Annotated in this window: 19 protein-coding genes; 6 read left to right on the top strand and 13 right to left on the bottom strand. The window is 68.6% G+C overall.

The window, feature by feature from the left end; translation table 11 throughout:
- The 5 genes from MKD38_RS25830 to MKD38_RS25850 form a co-directional block, all read right to left on the bottom strand.
- Positions 1–294, bottom strand: a complete 294-nt coding sequence (locus MKD38_RS25830; protein WP_252681469.1) for a hypothetical protein — start codon at positions 292–294, stop codon at positions 1–3.
- Between the two features lie 209 nt (positions 295–503).
- Entirely contained in the window at positions 504–1835 is a 1332-nt protein-coding gene (gene hslU, locus MKD38_RS25835; RefSeq protein ID WP_252681472.1) for an ATP-dependent protease ATPase subunit HslU, read from the bottom strand.
- 65 nt (positions 1836–1900) lie between these two features.
- Positions 1901–2437, bottom strand: a complete 537-nt coding sequence (gene hslV, locus MKD38_RS25840; RefSeq protein ID WP_012351483.1) for an ATP-dependent protease subunit HslV — start codon at positions 2435–2437, stop codon at positions 1901–1903.
- A 225-nt stretch (positions 2438–2662) separates the two neighbouring features.
- A complete protein-coding gene (locus tag MKD38_RS25845) occupies positions 2663–3649 on the bottom strand; it encodes a tripartite tricarboxylate transporter substrate-binding protein (RefSeq protein WP_252681475.1) in 987 nt (328 codons plus the stop codon).
- Positions 3650–3937: 288 nt separating this feature from the next.
- Positions 3938–4837 carry an alpha/beta fold hydrolase gene (locus MKD38_RS25850; protein ID WP_252681477.1) on the bottom strand — a complete coding sequence of 300 codons (900 nt, stop codon included), beginning with the start codon at positions 4835–4837 and terminating at the stop codon, positions 3938–3940.
- 105 nt (positions 4838–4942) lie between these two features.
- On the opposite strand from MKD38_RS25850, the gene MKD38_RS25855 reads away from it, so the two are divergent.
- The 6 genes from MKD38_RS25855 to MKD38_RS25880 all read left to right on the top strand — a co-directional run bounded on the left by MKD38_RS25855 (position 4943) and on the right by MKD38_RS25880 (position 11878).
- Positions 4943–5464 carry a Fur family transcriptional regulator gene (locus MKD38_RS25855; RefSeq protein WP_252681480.1) on the top strand — a complete coding sequence of 174 codons (522 nt, stop codon included), beginning with the start codon at positions 4943–4945 and terminating at the stop codon, positions 5462–5464.
- Positions 5465–5492: 28 nt separating this feature from the next.
- Complete coding sequence (locus tag MKD38_RS25860) at positions 5493–6572, top strand: CobW family GTP-binding protein (RefSeq protein WP_252681482.1); 1080 nt, start codon at positions 5493–5495, stop codon at positions 6570–6572.
- 610 nt (positions 6573–7182) lie between these two features.
- Positions 7183–7602, top strand: coding sequence for an RNA polymerase-binding protein DksA (dksA, locus tag MKD38_RS25865; protein WP_010813282.1), 420 nt, complete (start codon positions 7183–7185; stop codon positions 7600–7602).
- 233 nt (positions 7603–7835) lie between these two features.
- Complete coding sequence (locus MKD38_RS25870; protein WP_252681486.1) at positions 7836–9125, top strand: GTP-binding protein; 1290 nt, start codon at positions 7836–7838, stop codon at positions 9123–9125.
- A complete protein-coding gene (locus MKD38_RS25875; RefSeq protein ID WP_252681489.1) occupies positions 9115–9513 on the top strand; it encodes a hypothetical protein in 399 nt (132 codons plus the stop codon). The genes MKD38_RS25870 and MKD38_RS25875 overlap by 11 nt, the downstream gene beginning before the upstream one ends.
- Positions 9514–9673: 160 nt before the next feature.
- Entirely contained in the window at positions 9674–11878 is a 2205-nt protein-coding gene (locus MKD38_RS25880) for a TonB-dependent receptor (protein WP_252681492.1), read from the top strand.
- Between the two features lie 77 nt (positions 11879–11955).
- On the opposite strand, the gene MKD38_RS25885 is transcribed toward MKD38_RS25880, so the two are convergent.
- The 8 genes from MKD38_RS25885 to MKD38_RS25920 form a co-directional block, all read right to left on the bottom strand.
- Positions 11956–12849, bottom strand: coding sequence for an MBL fold metallo-hydrolase (locus MKD38_RS25885; protein WP_252681510.1), 894 nt, complete (start codon positions 12847–12849; stop codon positions 11956–11958).
- A 32-nt stretch (positions 12850–12881) separates the two neighbouring features.
- Positions 12882–13142 carry a DUF1289 domain-containing protein gene (locus MKD38_RS25890; RefSeq protein ID WP_252681495.1) on the bottom strand — a complete coding sequence of 87 codons (261 nt, stop codon included), beginning with the start codon at positions 13140–13142 and terminating at the stop codon, positions 12882–12884.
- 21 nt (positions 13143–13163) lie between these two features.
- Positions 13164–13592, bottom strand: a complete 429-nt coding sequence (locus tag MKD38_RS25895) for a thioesterase family protein (RefSeq protein WP_252681498.1) — start codon at positions 13590–13592, stop codon at positions 13164–13166.
- Positions 13589–14107, bottom strand: coding sequence for a YbaK/EbsC family protein (locus MKD38_RS25900; protein ID WP_252681501.1), 519 nt, complete (start codon positions 14105–14107; stop codon positions 13589–13591). Before MKD38_RS25900 ends, MKD38_RS25895 begins: the two co-directional genes overlap by 4 nt.
- 27 nt (positions 14108–14134) lie before the next feature.
- The gene (locus tag MKD38_RS25905; RefSeq protein ID WP_116335878.1) at positions 14135–15070 is read right to left on the bottom strand and encodes a hydroxymethylglutaryl-CoA lyase; all 936 of its coding nucleotides are present in this window, start codon (positions 15068–15070) and stop codon (positions 14135–14137) included.
- A gap of 58 nt (positions 15071–15128) precedes the next feature.
- The gene (locus tag MKD38_RS25910) at positions 15129–16070 is read right to left on the bottom strand and encodes a 2-hydroxyacid dehydrogenase (protein ID WP_252681503.1); all 942 of its coding nucleotides are present in this window, start codon (positions 16068–16070) and stop codon (positions 15129–15131) included.
- A 172-nt stretch (positions 16071–16242) separates the two neighbouring features.
- Positions 16243–17208 carry a fimbrial protein gene (locus MKD38_RS25915; protein WP_252681505.1) on the bottom strand — a complete coding sequence of 322 codons (966 nt, stop codon included), beginning with the start codon at positions 17206–17208 and terminating at the stop codon, positions 16243–16245.
- Positions 17209–17374: 166 nt separating this feature from the next.
- The coding region (locus MKD38_RS25920) for an acyl-CoA carboxylase biotin carboxyl carrier protein subunit (RefSeq protein ID WP_305882536.1) at positions 17375–17952 on the bottom strand (578 nt) is incomplete at its 5' end.

The raw sequence follows: 17952 nt of genomic DNA on the forward strand, positions 1-17952 counted from the left end.
TTACAGGCGCAACTGGACGTAGTCCCAGTCCAGCCCCTCGGCGCCGTCCGGCGGAGCGCCGCTGTCGGCAATGCGCATGGCATCGCCGGCATGGCGATCCGCCAGCGTGAACAGCGCGCCCGAATCCAGTGCCAGCGTCGCCGCCGCGGCGGCGGCCGCGCCGAGCGTGCCGGATTGCGCGGCTTCAGCCGCCGGCATCGCCGGACGGATGCAAAGGAAGGCCGTGGCGGCGGCCAGCGCGGCCAGCAGGCCGCCCGTGGCGAGCACGACCCGGCGGGTCTTGTAATGGACCATGTGATTTCTCCTGCCAGTGGGTTGAGGGGGATGCGGTGGCTCCCGCACCGGTCAATCGACCGTCAAGGTGCGCAAGGGTCGCATCGCCCGGCAACGCCGGCCAGCGGGCTTACCAATGCTTACGAGCCTTACCGGGATGTGGCAGGTGGAAACGCACGGACATGAAAAAGGCGCACCGTGGTGCGCCTTCGTTTGGCCGGCTGCGGGCTTTACAGCACGTAGCGCGACAGGTCCTCGTTGCCGGCGAGGTCGCCCAGGCGTTCCTCGACATACGCCGCGTCGATGGTCACGGTCTCGCCGGACGATTTGCTGGCATGGAACGACAGGTCTTCCAGCAGCCGCTCCATCACCGTATAGAGCCGGCGCGCGCCGATGTTCTCGACCTTCTCGTTGACCGAGAACGCAATCTCGGCGAGCCGGCGGATACCGTCCGGCGCGAACACCAGGCTGACCTCTTCGGTATTCAGCAGCGCCTGGTACTGCTTGGTCAGGCTGGCGTCGGTCTGCGTCAGGATGGCCTCGAAGTCCTGCACCGACAGCGATTCCAGTTCCACGCGGATCGGGAAACGGCCCTGCAGCTCGGGGATCAGGTCGCTCGGCTTGGACAGGTGGAACGCGCCCGAGGCGATGAACAGGATATGGTCGGTCTTGATCATGCCGTACTTGGTGTTCACCGTGGTGCCCTCGACCAGCGGCAGCAGATCGCGCTGCACGCCCTGGCGCGACACCTCGCCGCCGCCGATATCGCTGCGGCTGGCGATCTTGTCGATCTCGTCCAGGAACACGATGCCGTTCTGCTCGACGTTGGCGATGGCCTTGTGCTTGAGCTCCTCGTCGTTGACCAGCTTGGCGGCCTCTTCGTCGATCAGCAGCTTGAACGCTTCCTTGACCTTCATCTTGCGGCGCGCCTTCTTGCCCTGGCCCAGGCCGGCGAACATCGTGCGGATCTGCTCGGTCATGTCTTCCATGCCCGGCGGGCCCATGATGTCCATGCTCGGCATGCCGGCGGAGACCTCGAGCTCGATGTCCTTGTCATCGAGCTGGCCTTCGCGCAGCTTCTTGCGGAACACTTGGCGGGTGTTGGAATCCTTCTCTTCCGGCTGCGAGAAGCCGATGTCGCGCGGCGGCGGCAGCAGCACGTCGAGCAGCCGGTCTTCGGCGGCGTCCTCGGCCTTGGTGCGCACCTTCTTCATCTCGGATTCGCGCGTCTGCTTGATCGCCATCTCGGCGAGGTCGCGCACGATGGTGTCGACGTCGCGGCCGACATAGCCCACCTCGGTGAACTTCGTCGCCTCGATCTTGATGAAGGGCGCGTCGGCCAGCTTGGCCAGGCGCCGTGCGATCTCGGTCTTGCCGACACCGGTCGGCCCGATCATCAGGATGTTCTTCGGGGTGATTTCCTGGCGCAGGGGCTCGGCCACCTGCTGGCGCCGCCAGCGGTTGCGCAGCGCCACCGCCACGGCCTTCTTGGCCTTGTTCTGGCCGATGATGTGCTTGTCGAGTTCGGAAACGATTTCCGACGGGGTCATGGTGTGCGACATGGTATCCGTTCAGTTGGGGCGCGGTGCGCGGGGGGCGTACGCCGGCCCCCGCTGGTGCCAGCGGCTTATTCCAGCGTCTCGATGACGAAATTGGTGTTGGTATAGATGCAGAGCTCGCCGGCGATGGTCAGCGCCTTCTCGACCACGTCCTTCGGCGCCATCTCGGTGTTCTCCATCAGCGCCTTGGCCGCCGACTGCGCATAGGCGCCGCCCGAGCCGATCGCGGCGATGCCGCCTTCGGGATCCAGCACGTCGCCGTTGCCGGTGATGACCAGCGTGGTGTCGCGGTCGGCGGTGATCAGCATGGCCTCCAGCCGGCGCAGCGCGCGGTCCGAGCGCCAGTCCTTGGCGAGGTCGACCGCGGCGCGCGTCAGGTTGCCCTGGTATTTCTCGAGCTTGGCCTCGAAGCGGTCCAGCAGCGAGAAGGCGTCGGCGGTGCTGCCGGCAAACCCGACCAGCACCTTGCCGTTGTAGATGCGGCGCACCTTGCGCGCGGTGCCCTTCATCACGATATTGCCAAGCGTGACCTGACCATCACCGCCCAGCGCGACCTGATTGCCGCGGCGGACGCTGACGATGGTAGTGCCGTGATACTGTTCCATGGTGGCTTCCGTGAATATGTCAGGACCGTAGTTGGCGACGCCCCCGCACGGTTTCAAGGCCTACAGCGCACCGCGCCGGCGCGGCGGCAGTCTGACCAATATAGGACGCCGGGCAACCACCGGTCGCGGCGAGCGGAAAACAAAAAGGGCCATGCGCAACGCATGGCCCTTCGGCACAACGCGCCGGCCGGCAGGCCAGCGCGCCGCATGAATCACTCCATCGGATCAGTCCGCATAGACGCCGGCCTTCTTGATCACCGGGGTCCACTTGTTGATCTCGGCGCCCAGGAAGGTGCGCAGCGAATCCGGCGTGGCGCGCTGCGCCGGCACCGCCTCGGCGCCCAGCTCGGCCATCTTGGCGCGGAAGGCCGGGTCGGCCACCGACTTCTGCAACGCCGCCGACAGCTTGTCGATCACCGGCTTGGGCGTGCCCTTGGGCGCGTACATGGCGTGCCAGATCTTCACTTCGACACCCGGCAGGCCCTGCTCGGCGGCGGTCGGGATGTCCTTGAAGGCTTCCACGCGGCGCGACTGCATGGCCGCGTACGGCTTGAGCGCGCCCGCCTTGAGCTGGCCGGCGATATTGGTGGTCTGGTCGCACATCAGGTTGACCTGGCCACCCAGGATGTCGGTCAGCGCCGGCGCGGTGCCCTTGTACGGCACCGTGGTCAGCTCGGTCTGGATCGCGCTCTGGAACAGCAGCCCGCACAGGTGCGAGGCCGAACCGATGCCGGCATTGGCCAGCGACAGCTTGCTGGCGTTGGCCTTGATGTACGGCACCAGGTCCTTGAAAGTGTTGGGCGGCAGCGACTTGTTGCCCACCAGCACCATCGGCACGTCGGCGATCTCGCCGACCATTTCAAAGTCCTTGAGCGGATCGAAGCCCAGGTTGCGGTACAGCGCCGGTGCCGTGGACATGCCGATATGGTGGATCAGCACGGTGTGGCCATCGTTCTTGGCCTGGACCACCTTCTTGGCGCCAATGGTGCCGCCGGCACCGCCGAGGTTCTCGATCACGATGGTCGCGCCCAGGTGCTTGGACATGATCATGGTCAGTTCGCGCGAGACCTTGTCGGTCGGGCCGCCCGCGGCAAACGGCACCACCGCCGTCACCGGCTTGCTGCCGGGATATTCCTGGGCGTACGCGCCCGTCGCCACACCCATCGCGCTGACTGCCATAGCGGCCGCGACCATCTTTGCCACTCGTTTCATGCTCTCTTCTCCTGGTTCCCGGTAATACCCGTCTGCAATGCGTTGCCGCCGGCCCGGCGCCCGCGTGGGCGGGCGCACTGGCGCGCTCTCTGTGGCCGCGCTTGGACCATGCCGGCTGGCGCCGCTGCCCCGCCGTAAACGGCAAGGGCGGGTCTTCATGTTAACAACAGCAGACAATGGGCAGGTATAGGGGCTAACCCGCCTGCAATCCGCGGCATATGGCGGGAAAGCGGGAAGAACTGGCAGCAATCGCCCACAAAGTCGGCGTTTCGCGACAGCCGCCGCCCGCTAGCGGAAGAAACCGAGCATTTCCTCAAGCAGCGGTTCAGCGGCTTCCTCCGGGATGTAATGGCCGCAGGGCAGCGCGCGTCCGCTCACGTCGGCGGCCACTTCCTGCCACAGCGCCAGCGGCTCGAAGCAGCGCGCCACCACGCCGTGCTCGCCCCACAGCACGCGCAGCGGCAGCGCCAGGCGGCGCCCGGCCTCGCGGTCGGCGCGGTCGTGCTCGAGGTCGATGGTGGCGGCGGCGCGGTAGTCCTCGCACATGGCGTGTACGCGCGCCGGGTCGCGCATCGCCGCGGTGTAGGCGGCCATCGCGTCGGGGGCGAACGCGGCCAGGCCGGCGTGGCGCAGGCCCATCAGCTTCTGGATGTAGAAATCCGGCTCGGCGTTGATCAGGGTCTCGGGGAACGGCGCCGGCTGGATCAGGAAGAACCAGTGCCAGTAGGCGGCGGCAAACGCCATGCTGGTGCGCTCGTACATGGCCAGCGTGGGCGCGATGTCGAGCAGCATGGCGCGGCTGACCGCGTCGGGATGGTCCAGGCAGAGGCGGTGCGAGACGCGCGCGCCGCGGTCATGGCCGCACAGCGCAAAGCGCTGGAATCCGAGCGCCGCCATCAGCGCCACCTGGTCCTGCGCCATGGTGCGCTTGCTGTAGCGCTCGTGGCCGGCATTGCCGGGCGGCGCCGCGCTGCTGCCGTAGCCGCGCAGGTCGGTGGCGATCACGGTGAAGTGGTCGGCCAGCGCGGGCGCCACCCGGTGCCAGATCAGATGGCTTTGCGGGTGGCCGTGCAACAGCAGCAGCGGCGGCCCCGAGCCGCCCCGCACCCCGGCGATCTCGACCTCGCCGACCTGCTGCCGGAACGGTTCGAAATTCGGGAACAGCAGCGCGCTCGCGTCATTCAGCATGGGGGTCTCCGCTCAGGTGGTCCTGTGCCGATCATAGGCGCAATCCGCCGCCCCGGCTGACGCAACTGAATTGCAACAACCGTAGGGCTATGGTTAAATCCGGCCATGACCCGTCCCAGTCCGGACCGGCCGGCCCTGGCGCCGGAACCGGCAAACCCGACCCCGGCGGCCCTGGAGGCCGCCCATGAACGCCTGCGCCGGCTGGGCGCGCGCGTGACCCAGCCGCGGCTGTGCATCCTGGCCTGCCTGATCGGCAGCGACGAGGCGCTGACCCACCAGGCCGTGATCGACCGGCTACCCGAGGCCGGCGAGACCATCGACCGCGTCACCGTCTACCGCGTGCTGGACTGGCTGGTGGACCAGGGCGTGGCGCAGAAGCGCGCCGGCAACGACCGCGTGTTCCGCTTCAGCCTGGTCGAGCACGAGGCCGCGCGCGCGCAGGAACATCGCCAGCACAGCCATTTCCATTGCACCCGCTGCGACCGCACCTTCTGCCTGGACGATGCCGCCGCCCCGGCGCAGCCGGCAGCGCCGCGCGTGCCCAGCGGCTTTGCCATCGAACATGTCGAGCTGACCGTGAACGGCGTCTGCGCCGAATGCGGCAAGCGTACGCGCGCCGCCCACTGACCGGCACTCATTTCCCGGAGAACCAACAATGTCCAAACTGATTCCGGTCACGATCCTGACCGGCTTCCTCGGCAGCGGCAAGACCACCCTGCTCAAGCGCATCCTGAACGAGCAGCACGGCATGAAGATCGCCGTGATCGAGAACGAGTTCGGCGAAGAGAACATCGACAACGAAATCCTGGTGCAGGATGGCCGCGAGCAGATCGTGCAGATGAGCAACGGCTGCATCTGCTGCACCATCCGCGGCGACCTGGTGCAGGCGCTGTCGACGCTGCTGACGCGCCGCGACGCCGGCGAGATCGACTTCGACCGCGTGGTGATCGAGACCACCGGCGTGGCCAACCCGGGCCCGGTGGCGCAGACCTTCTTCATGGACGAGGAAATCGCCTCGCGCTACCTGCTCGACGCGGTGATCACGCTGGTCGATGCCAAGCACGCCCACCTGCAACTGGACCAGCAGGAAGAGGCGCAGCGCCAGGTCGGCTTTGCCGACGCCATCTTCATCACCAAGTCCGACCTGGTGAGCGAAGGCGACGTGGCCGAGTTGCGCCACCGCCTGCTGCATATGAACCCGCGCGCGCCGATCCGCCTGGTCAATTTCGGCGAGGCCCCGATCGACACTATCTTCGACCTGCGCGGCTTCAACCTGAACGCCAAGCTCGAGATCGATCCGGAATTCCTGCGCGCCGAGGACCACGACCACGCGCATGATCACGACCACGAGCACGGCGACCATTGCGGCACCGACTGCGGCCATGATCACGGTCACGACCATGGTCATGCGCATGACCACCATCACCACCACAACCACACCGACCGCATCGCGTCGTTCGTGTTCCGCAGCGACAAGCCGTTCCACTACGGCAAGCTGGAAGAATTCCTGTCCGGCATCCTGGCGGTCTACGGGGAAAAACTGTTGCGCTACAAGGGCGTACTATATATGGAGGGGGTGGACCGCAAAGTGGTGTTCCAGGGCGTTCACCAGCTGATGGGCAGCGACATCGGTGCCAAGTGGGAAGACGAGACCCCGGGCACGCGCATGGTGTTCATCGGCGTGGACCTGCCCCGCGACGCCATCCTCAGGGGCTTGGAGAACTGCCTGGCCTGAGTGCGCTTGCCGTCTCACGGGCGGCACCCCATCCGACACCGCCGCGCGGCTGCCCCCCGTTCGGGGTACCGGGGAAATACCGAAGCGCCAGCCGGTTTTCCCCATATCTCCGAAAAATTTGTTCAAGTACAATAGGCCGGATTTGATACCGGTGGCGCACCTTTTTCCCGCCGCCGGTGTCCGGTCCACCGCTTGCCGGTGGACTTGCAGGGCGGCGGTTGTCGTCAGCATGAGGCAGGCCGCCAGCAGGTGCGGTCGCAGTGCTTCGTGCGGAGACCGCCTGTTCCGCTTGGGGTGCCCCGACGCGCGCCGTCACTGACTGACGCGAGAGAGAGGTGTCCCCATGACAGCCGCAACGAAGACCAAAGAAAGCCGCAGCAAGACTGGTAGTGCAGCGGCAGAGACGCTCAAGGCGCAGCCTGTGAAGGCCGCGCCCGCTCCCCGCGGCAGTACGGCGAACGCCGAAGCGGGCGCAAGGAAGGGAGGCCCGCGAAGCAGCAAGACTGCAGCCAGCCAGAGTGAAACAACCGTGGCGCGCAAGCGCGCGGACAGCGCACCCGCGCGGACTGAGACGCCGCCGGCCGCATCAACAAGAGAATCAGCAGCAACCATGAGCAGCAACAAACTTCTGACTGAAGCTGAAATCCTGAAGATGAGCGACAAGGATTACATGAACGAAGCGCAGCTCGCCTTCTTCAAGCACCGCCTTGAACAGCTGCGCGACGAAATCCTGAAGAACGCTGACCAGACCACGGAACACCTGCGCGAAACCGTGATCGTGCCGGACCCGGCCGACCGCGCCACCATCGAGGAAGAACACGCGCTGGAACTGCGCACGCGCGACCGCGAGCGCAAGCTGCTGAAGAAGGTCGAACAGTCGCTGCAGCGCATCGAGTCCGGCGACTACGGCTGGTGCGAGGAAACCGGCGAGCCGATCGGCGTGCCGCGCCTGCTGGCGCGCCCCACCGCGACGCTGTCGCTGGAAGCGCAGCAACGCCGCGAACTGCGACAGAAGCTGTTCGGCGACTGATGCACGGCGCGCCGGCCAGCCGGCGCAGCCTGCGCAACATGACGGCCCGGGTATCCGGGCCGTTTGTTTTTGGCCCCCCACCCGCCCTTGTCGCGCCATGGCCACGGCCTGACATTGAGAATCATCCGGCTGTTGCCGCCGCGGCCTTTCTGGTAAATTCGCAACCTTGTTGCAACAGCGCGCCCGCCATCTTTGCGCGCTGCGCTGCTCCCTTCACATTCCCTGCTGCTGCCATGGCTGATCGCCTGCCCGCCACCGTGCTGTCCGGTTTTCCCGGCGCCGGCAAGACCACGCTGCTGAACCATCTGCTTGCGCATGGCGCGGGCGGGCTTGTCGGCGTGCTGATCTGCGGCGCGCAGGACGGGCAAGCGCTGGCTTCGCTGCCGCCCGGCATTGAGGCCACGGTGCTGCCCTCGGGCGAGCCGCTGCTCGCCGAAGCCGCAAGGCTGGCCGCCACGGGCCGCTTCGACGCACTGCTGGTCGAGGCCGACGGCCTGGACGAGCCGCTGGCGATTGCCGAAGGCTTCCTGTTCGAGGCCGAACATGGCGCGGGGCCCGACGCGGTCGTGCAGCCCGACACGCTGGTGACCGTGGTCGATGCCGCTACCGTGCTGCGCGACCTCAACGAAGCCGAGTTCCTGGCCGACCGTGGCCTGGCGCAGGGCCAGGACGACGACCGCACCGTGGCCGAAGTGCTGGTGGCGCAGATCGAAGGCTGCGACGTGATCGTGCTGAACAAGGCCGACCTCGTCGGCGCCGCCGAGTTGGCGCGGCTGCGCGCGGCGCTGCAGGCGCTGAACCCGCGCGCCGACATCGTCGAGGCCAGCTTCGGCAAGGTGCCGCCCGGACGCGTGCAGGGCACCGGCCGCTTTGATTTCGAAGCCGTCGCCGATGGCGCCGGCTGGCTCGCCGCGCTGCGTGGCCAGGCACCCGCGGCGGATGCCGTCAGCGGAGTGTCCACGCTGGTCTACCGCCGCCGCCGTCCGTTCCACCCGCAACGCTTCGCCGACCTGATCCATACCGAATGGCTGCGCGAGCATGGCAGCGTGCTGCGCTCCAAAGGCCTGTTCTGGCTGGCGGGCCGCATGGAGACCGCGGGCGACTGGAACCAGTCCGGCGGCGTCTGCCGCCATGGCGGCGCCGGCGCCTGGTGGGCGGCGCTGGACCCGGCGGAATGGCCGGCCGACGCCGCCGAACGCGCGGAAGTAGAAGCGGACATGCATGACGCCGGCGCTCCGGCGCCGTTCGGCGACCGCCGCCAGGAACTGGTGCTGATCGGCCTGGACCTGGACCACGCCGCGCTGCAGGCCCGTCTCGACGCCTGCCTGCTGAGCGATGCCGAGATGGCCGCCGGCGTGGAAGCCTGGGCCGCCTATCCGGACCCGTTCCCAGCCTGGGTCGAGGATTTCGACGACGACCACGACCATGGCCACGATCACAGCCATGGCGATGACTGCGGTTGCGGCGATCCCGGCCACGATCACGGTCATGGCGGCCACGGCGGCCCTCCCCATGCGCACTGACTGGTTCGCCCGCCTGCGCGCGCACGGCCCGGGCCTGTGGTCCGCGCTGTGGCTGGCGCTGTGCCTGCTGCTGGCGCAGCATGCCGGGCTGACCCACCGCATCGTCCACGGCGGCCTGCTGGCGCCGGCCACTGCCCCGGCCGCGGCCAACGCCGCCGCGTCCGACAACGACCCGCACCCGCTGTCGCAGGCCTTCAGCGGGCACTCGTGCGTGCTGTTCGATGGCGCCACCGTCGCCGACACCCATTGCGGCAAACTGCCGCCGCTGCAGCTTGCCTACGGCAAGCCGGTCAAGCCGGCCAGCCTGGCCTGGCGCTGGCCCGACCTGCCTTCTGCCCATCCCTTCCAGTCGCGCGCCCCGCCGGTGCCGGCCATCGCCCTCGCCTGATCCGGGACGCGGCCAGCGCCGCGCACCTGCCGTCTTACGCATTCCGAGCTGAACACGCGCCCTGCCGGCCGCGCCGCCATGCCCCATCGCGGGTGTGCCGCGCCTGGCCGGATGCCGCCGTGCCAGCCGGGCCGATTGCCACTGCATTGCTCCGCGCGCCATGTCGAAGAACCCGAAGAACCGTTACACCGCCCGCCGTTACACCCAGCCTTCCGCCCCGCGCCTGACGCCGCTGGCGGCGCTTGCCGTCTCCCTGACTGCCACGCTGGCCGCCGCTTTCGCAGCGCCCGCCGCGCTGGCGCAAACCGCCGCGGCGCCGGCCGCCGATGCCGCTCCCGCCGCCGCTCCAGCCACCCCGGCCGGCGCCACGCTGCGCGAAGTCGTGGTCACCGCCAACCCCTTGGGCAGCGATCTGAACGACATGGTGGCGCCGGTCTCGACGCTGGGCGGCGACGCGCTGGCGGTGCGCCAGGCCAGTACGCTGGGCGAGACCCTGGACAAGCTGCCCGGGGTGTCGTCGACCTACTTCGGCCCCAACGCCAGCCGGCCGGTGATCCGCGGCCTCGACGGCGACCGCATCAAGGTGCTGCAGAACGGCGGCACCACGGTCGACGCCTCGACGCTGTCCTACGACCACGCCGTGCCGGTGGACCCGCTGGTGGCCGAGCGCATCGAAGTCGTGCGCGGGCCGGCGGCGCTGATGTACGGCGGCAATGCCATCGGCGGCGTGGTCAACGTGATCGACAACCGCATCCCCAAGGAGCCGATCGAAGGCGTCGGCGGCGCGGTCGATGCCAGCGCCACCGCCGGCGGCGACCAGGCACGCAACGCCAGCGCGCTGATCGAGGCCGGCAACGGCAAGTTTGCGGTCCACGCCGATGCCTTCGCGCGCAAGACCAGCGACCTGCGCATCCCCGGCTACGCGCGCAGCGACCGCCTGCGCAACGCCGAGCCGCTGCCCGACGGCGAGGCCGAACCCTACGGCCGCCTGCCCAATACCAGCGCCGACCAGCAGGGCGGCTCGCTGGGCGGCTCCTACACCTGGGCCGATGGTTTCCTCGGCGCCAACTACAGCGCCTACCGCAACGACTACGGCACGCCCGCCGAAGACGCGGTGCGGCTGAAGATGAAGCAGGACCGCTTCGCGCTGGAAGGCGAGGCGCGCAACCTGGCGGGCAACACCGGCGGCTGGTTCGAGTCGGTCAAAGGCAAGGTCAGCTTCACCGACTACGAGCACCGCGAAATCGAGGACGGCGAGACCGGCACCATCTTCAAGAACCGCGGCTGGGATGCGCGCTTCGAGGCCCGCCACGCGAAGATCGGCAACCTGACCGGCGTGGTCGGCACGCAGTTCGGCCACACCAACTTCTCGGCGCTGGGCGAAGAGGCCTTCGTGCCCAGCACCAACACCGACAACGCCGCGCTGTTCCTGTTCGAGGAAATGCCGCTGACCGCCGGCGGCGACCTGAAGCTGAACTTCGGCGGCCGCCTGGACCACAGCAGCGTCAAGGCCAGCGCCAACGGCAACGACCGCTTCGCCGACGCCAGCCGCAGCTTCAACGCCACCAGCGCCTCGGCCGGCCTGCTGTACAAGATGAACCCGGCGTGGTCGCTGACCAGCAACCTGTCCTACACCGAACGCGCGCCGACCTTCTACGAGCTGTACGCCAACGGCCCCCACGTCGCCACCGGTGCCTGGGAAGTCGGCGATCCGAACGCCAACAAGGAGCGCGCCACCTCGATCGACCTGGGCGTGCGCTTCAAGTCAGGCGCGCACAGCGCCGGCGTGTCGGGCTACTACAGCCGCTTTGCCAACTACCTCGCGCTCAACGCCACCGGCCGCGCGCGCGACGAGGCCGGCGACGTGGTCGCGCTCGGCAGCCCCGATGCGCTGCCCGAGTTCCAGTACCTGGGCGTGCCGGCGACGCTGTACGGCTTCGAAGCCGAAGGCAAGACCCGCCTGCTGCAGAAGATGCTGACCAGCAGCGACACGCTCGACTTCGAGGCGCGCGCCGACTACGTGCGCGGCGAAAACCGCGACACCGGCGAGCCGCTGCCACGGCTGGCGCCGCTGCGCCTGGGCGGCGCGCTGGTGTATGGCGCCGGGCCCTGGGGCGCGCGCGTCGATGTCACGTATGCGGCCAAACAGACGCGCGTGCCGTCCAACGACACCCCGACCGATGCCTACACGCTGCTGAGCCTGGCGCTGACCTACAAGTTCAAGGTGGCGGGCACGCAAACCCTGGTATACCTGCGCGGCGACAACCTGACCAACCAGGACGCGCGCAACGCGGCATCGATCCTGCGGGATATCGCGCCGATGGCGGGCAGGAGCGTGAAGGTGGGGTTCAGGACGTCGTTCTGAAGACAAGACTGCGGTGCGGGTTGGGTCGGTACTTCATGGAGGCACCCGGCCCTCTCCTCCACACACTTCGAACCAGCTCAATCCCGATTCACCACCCACTCTCCCTCGATCTGCGCCGCCCCCACCCGCGCCAGCGCTCCCACCGTCTGCGCGCAGATCTCAGCCATCTGCTGCCCCGGCATAAAGCGCTCACGCATATGGGCCATCAGCGGCGCCGCCTCCATCCACGCGGCCAATGCCGCCAGCGTCATCCGCTGCGCCTCCAGCAGCTTGAATTTCACCAGCACCTTGACCGCATGGGCGGCATTGCGCGCCGGGTCGGCGGCCAGGTACGCCAGGCGTCCCTGCGCGCGTTCGACGGCCGCGGCGACGTCGGTGAACACGCTGCCGTGGCCCGGGACCACCACGCGCACGTCGAGCTGCGCGATACGCGCCAGCACCGCCGCCTGCTCGGCGAAGCCGCTTTCGCCCTCCAGTTCGGGAAAGATCACGCCGAAGCCGTTCTGCCACAGCGCGTCGCCGGAAATCAGGATGCGCTCGGCGGGCGCGAACAGCATCACCGCGTGGGGGTCGTGGCCGGGGGCCGCCACCACCTGCCAGTCGATGCCGCCCAGGCGCAGCGTGTCGCCGTCGTTCAGCACGCTGTCGAAGGTAAAGCGGTCGCACTGCTGGCCGGTCGCCTTGTAGCTGAGCGCATCGGTATCCCACGCGGCCACGGCGCTGGCCTCGGCCGCGGGGATCGCGGTGCGCGGCTGCCAGCGCGCCTGCAGCGCGGCGTTGCCGCCGCAGTGGTCCGAGTGCAGATGGGTGTTGATCACGCGCGCCAGCGGCCGGCCCTGCAGCGCGGACGCCACCAGCGCCAGCGTCTGCGACGCGTGGGTGACGTAGCCGGAGTCGACCAGCGCGGTATCATCGCCGTCGGCAAACAGGATGTTGTTGGCCGACAGCCAGCCGCGCTCGAACACGCGCATGGTGGCCGGCAAGCGCGGCACGGTGCTTTCGCTCACGATGTCTCCTCGCCGGCCAGCCCTGCGGCGCGCCGCGGCAGTTGCGCCCAGATGCGGCGCTTGTCTTCATCGCCGGCCGAGGACCAGCCGGCAATCTCTTCGATGGTGCGCAGGCAGCCTTCGCAATAGCCGCTGGACGGGTCCATGCGGCAGACGTTGCGGCACGGCGACGGCACCGGGCTGGCCTGCAGCGCGGCGTCGGCCTGCCTGGCCAGTTCCGCGGCGAGCGCGCCGGGCGAAGGGGGCATCGCAGCCATGGCGTTGCGCGCGCTCGCCACTCAGCCCGCCGCGCGCGCGGCCTTGGCTGCGACCTTCTGGTTGAAGCGGCCGGCGTCGATCAGGTGACGCTCGTGCACGCCCTCCGAGATCTTGTCCTCGCCGTCCCACGCGCTCAGCTGGAAGCGCAGGCGGCGCCCGTCGACCTCGACCAGCTCGCCCCTGACCGTTACCGTCATGCCCGGCGGTGTCGGCGCCAGGTGCGAGAAACTGACCAGCGTGCCGAGCGACTGCTCGCGCGGCCAGTCCAGGTGCTCGCGCAGCATCTGCAGGCAGGCGCACTCCATGATGCCGACCAGGTAGCCGGTGGCCAGCACGTCGGGCATCTCGGCGCAGCCCGGGATATCGTCATACAGGCGCGGCACCGTGGCCTTGGCCGGCACCGTGTATTGCCAGCTGAAGGCCAGACCGGGGCGCAGGTCCGGGCTCATGCCGCGGCTCCGGAGGCGCCAGCGGCGGCGGCTGCGACATCGGCCACTTCGGCCCCGGTCATCTGCTGCAGCTGGTGCGGGGTCAGGTTGAACACCGCGTGCGGATGGCCGGCCGCGGCCCACAGGCTGTCATGGCGGAACAGGTCCTGGTCCAGCAGCATCACCGGCGCCACCGCATGGCCGATCGGACAGACCCCGCCGATGGCATAGCCGGTCTTCTCGCGCACGAAGCGCGCATCGGCCTTGCCCAGCGCGCCCACGCGCGCGGCCACCTTGGCTTCGTCGACGCGGTTGCTGCCGCTGGCGATCACCAGCACCGGCGCATCGTCGGCGACGCGGCGGAAGATGATGGACTTGGCGATCTCGGCCACGCTGCAGCCCAGCCCGGCCGCGGCCTCGGCCGAGGTCTTGCCGGTCGCGGGCAGCATCACCACGGGCCGGTCATGGCCGAGGCCGGCCAGCAGCTCGGCCACGCGCTGCGCGGACTCGGGCAGCGCTTCGTCAGGCATCGTCATGCGTTCTCCTGTCAGCAGCCGCGCGCCTTACACGCAGGCCGGCGCCGCGTCGCTGGCGGCCGCCCATTTGGTCAGCAGGGCGCGGCCCACGCGCGAACTGTTGGCGCGGCCGATCGCCTGCGAGATGTAGTCGCCGGCGCGCACCACCGCTTCCAGGTCGATGCCGGTGTGGATACCCATGCCGTGCAGCATGTAGAGCACGTCTTCGGTGGCGACGTTGCCGGTGGCGCCCTTGGCATAGGGGCAGCCGCCCAGGCCCGCGACCGAGGCATGGAAGATCGCGACGCCCACTTCCAGGCTGGCCAGGATGTTGGACAGGGCCTGGCCGTAGGTATCGTGGAAGTGCCCGGAGAGCCGGTCCAGTGCAAACTCCGCCGCCGCGGCGCGCATCACTTCCTGCACGCGCACCGGCGTGCCCACGCCGATGGTGTCGGCGATGTCGATCTCGTCGCAGCCCAGCTCGCGCATGCGGCGCACCACGTCGACCACCGAGCTGACCGGCACCTCGCCCTGGTACGGGCAGCCGAGCGCGCACGAGATGCTGCCGCGCAGGCGCACGCCCTGCTCCTTGGCCGCGGCGGCTACCGGCGCGAAGCGTGCGATCGACTCGGCGATCGAGCAGTTGATGTTCTTCTGCGAGAACGCCTCGCTGGCCGCGCCGAAGATCACCACCTCGTCGGCCCCGGCCGCGATCGCACCCTCGAAGCCCTTCATGTTCGGCGTCAGCGCCGAATACAGCGTGCCGGCGCGGCGCTGGATGCGCGCCATCACGTCGGCGCCATCGGCCATCTGCGGCACCCATTTGGGCGACACGAACGAGGCGGCCTCGATATTGACGAAGCCGGCGTCGGTGAGCTGGTTGATCAGCGCGACCTTCACGTCCGTCGGCACCATTGCCTTTTCGTTCTGCAGGCCGTCGCGCGGGCCCACTTCAACGATCTTCACGTAGTTCGGCATGGTCATGGCTGTCTCCTGTCGTTTATTCGGGATATGGTTGGCTGTATGGCGGCTTGTGCGGCGGTCAGTAGCCGCGCTGCAGGTCGACCACGCCCGCGATCGGCTGGCCGGCGCGCAGCGCGCGGATCTTGCCGGCGATCTGCGCAATGCTGTCCTCGCGCAGCGTCAGCGCCGAGATATGCGGGGTAATGGTGATGCGCGGCTCCTGCCAGAACGGGTGCTCTGCGGGCAGCGGCTCGGTGCGGAACACGTCCAGCGTCGCGCCCGCGACCTGCCCTGCCTGCACCGCCGCGAGCAGGTCGGCTTCGACCAGGTGCTGGCCGCGTGCGACGTTGATCACGTAGGCGCCCTGCGCCAGCTTGCCGAACAGTTCGCCGTTGAGAATGTTCTCGGTCTGCGGCGTCAGCGGCAGCACATTGACCAGCACGCGCAGGCCGTCCAGGAACGGTGCGCGGCCGGCATCGCCGTGGAATCCCACCACGCCCTCGACGGCGCGCGCGGTGCGGCTCCAGCCGCGCACCGGGAGGCCAAAGCCGGCCAGCGTGCGCGCGATATGCGTGCCCAGCGTGCCGATGCCCATCACGCCGATGGTGAAGTCTTCGCGGCGGTGCGGCTTGAGAAATTTCCATTTGCCGGCCTGCGCCTGGGCGGCGTAATCGTCCAGCCGGCGGAAATAGCGCAGCACGGCAGAGGTGACGTATTCGGCCATCTGTGCCGCCATGCCGGCGTCGTCCAGCCGCACGATCGGCACCCCGGCCGGCAGTGCCTGCGGATCCTCGTCGCGCAGGCTCAGGATGCCATCGACACCGGCGCCGAGGTTGAACACCGCCTTCAGGTCGGTGCGGCCACGCAGCATCTCGACCGGCGGGCGCCAGACCACGGCGTAATCGGCAGATTCGCCGCGGCTGTCGTCCCAGGTCACGCAGGTGGCTTCCGGCAGCGCCTGGGCGAAACCTTCGATCCATGGCTCGTAACGGCCATCCGGAACGTACAACTGCAACTTCATGATGTCTCCAGCGACTCTGGTGGTTCAAAGGGCTATTTTGGCAGAGGAATGCGCCGCGGGGGCGGATGGCGGGCGCGCCGCCAATGGAAAATGCCCCGCGCTGGCGGGGCATTTCCTTGGTTCCCGCGGCTCGCGCGGGCTTGTGCAGTCGCGCCGGGCGGCGCAGGGGCCGCTACTGGTAGTTCATATTGAGCGTCGCGATGGCGTTCACGCGGCCGCTGGTCGCGACCGGGCTGGTCTTGAAATACCGTGCGGTCATCGGAATGCTGACGGTCTCGTTATCGCTGGTGGTCCGCACATACGGAGACGACACCACATTCAGCGTTACCGGCACCTTGCCTTCCAGCACCTGTACCCCGACGCCGGTGGCCATGCCGCTGCCGGCCTGGTTTGCCAGCACGCCTGGGGCATTCGATGCGTCCGCCGTCCCGTCAAGTTCGTAGGCGATGCTGATGCCGGCATCGCACACCAGTGGAATATTGAACGGCGTCGCGCCTTGCGTCGAACCGACGCCGCCGAAGCTCTGCAGGCTGGTGGTTGGCAGTTCGACGATGATGTTGCTGTTGGTGACGCGGCAGCCTGCGGTCCGGATATTGACCTGGGTACTGGTGAAGTTGGTCGAGGTGGCGACGATGCCGCCATACATGGACGTCGCGGTGGGATTCTGGAACGCGATCACGCCCGCCGTGACCGGCCCGGTCTTGATCAGCTGGACGCGATACAGCGCGGGCGGCAGATAGGCGCCGCGCATATTGGGCAGCGTCTGCTGCGCACGCGGCCAGTTCTGCACCATGGACTGGGTGATATCGGCCGGCTGCACGCTGACGGTGTTCGACCACCCGGTGCGGATGCCGATGCCAGGGACGCCGGTTTCATAGACGCCGGCGCCGGCCGCCGGCGTCATCGGCATGGCATAGCCATAGCTCCATGTTTCGAGGGGATCGCATACGATGTACGCGGAACTGCCGCCGACCCAGCCGGTGTCGAAGAGAATGCTGCCGTTGGGCTGGTCCCGCGCAACCGTGAGGCTGGCCGGCAACGCCATGGTCGAACTGACCCCGGTGCCGGTGCACGCCGCCCCGGCGGTGCCGGAAGTCAGCAAGGCCCAGAGAAGAATCCGGCATAGCGTTCGTAGCATGGCAAATGCGGGGGGACAGGCGGCAGGTCCGCAATTCTAGGCACGACGCATCGGACCCGCGCGTAGGCGGTGTCTCAAATTCCGCGGGAAAATTCATACCCGCATCCCCACGCCCGCTCTGCCACTTCCGGGCCGGCGTCGGGGCGCCGGACCGGTAGCCGCATGTCTATTTCCCCGCAAACGCCAGCAGCTGCGCGCCTTCCGCCACCTGTTCGCCCACGCCGTAGAGGATTTCGCTGACCACCCCGTCGGCGGGCGCGCTGATGGTGTGCTCCATCTTCATCGCCTCCATCACCAGCAGCGGCGTGCCGCGCGTGACCGTGCTGCCGGCCTCGACCATCACGGCGATGACCTTGCCCGGCATCGGCGCGGTCAGCTTGCCGCCCTCACCCTCGGTTTCCCCCGCGTGGGCGAGCGGGTCGAGCCACGCCAGGCTCACATGCCGCCCGGCGTAGAAGACATGGAAGATCTCGCCATCGGCATGCACCTGTCCGTGCGTGCGCCGCGTGCCGAGGTTGACGCGAAGATCGTCCGCCTGGCAGGTATAGGCAAAGGGCGCGGCCTGGTCGGCGTAGATCAGCGTGCTGCCGCGTGCATTGCTGTCCAGCTTTACGTCGAGCACTTGCTCGCCATAGCCGAAGCGCAGCGTGCGCGACACACCGCCATTGAGCCGCCAGGCGCCGGCGTGGGTCCACGGCGAGTGCGGATCGGCGGCATCGATGCGCAATTCGCGCGTCTCTCGAT

The sequence above is a fragment of the Cupriavidus sp. WGlv3 genome (genome assembly GCF_023952475.1).
GTDB classification, from domain to species: Bacteria; Pseudomonadota; Gammaproteobacteria; order Burkholderiales; family Burkholderiaceae; genus Cupriavidus; species Cupriavidus phytorum.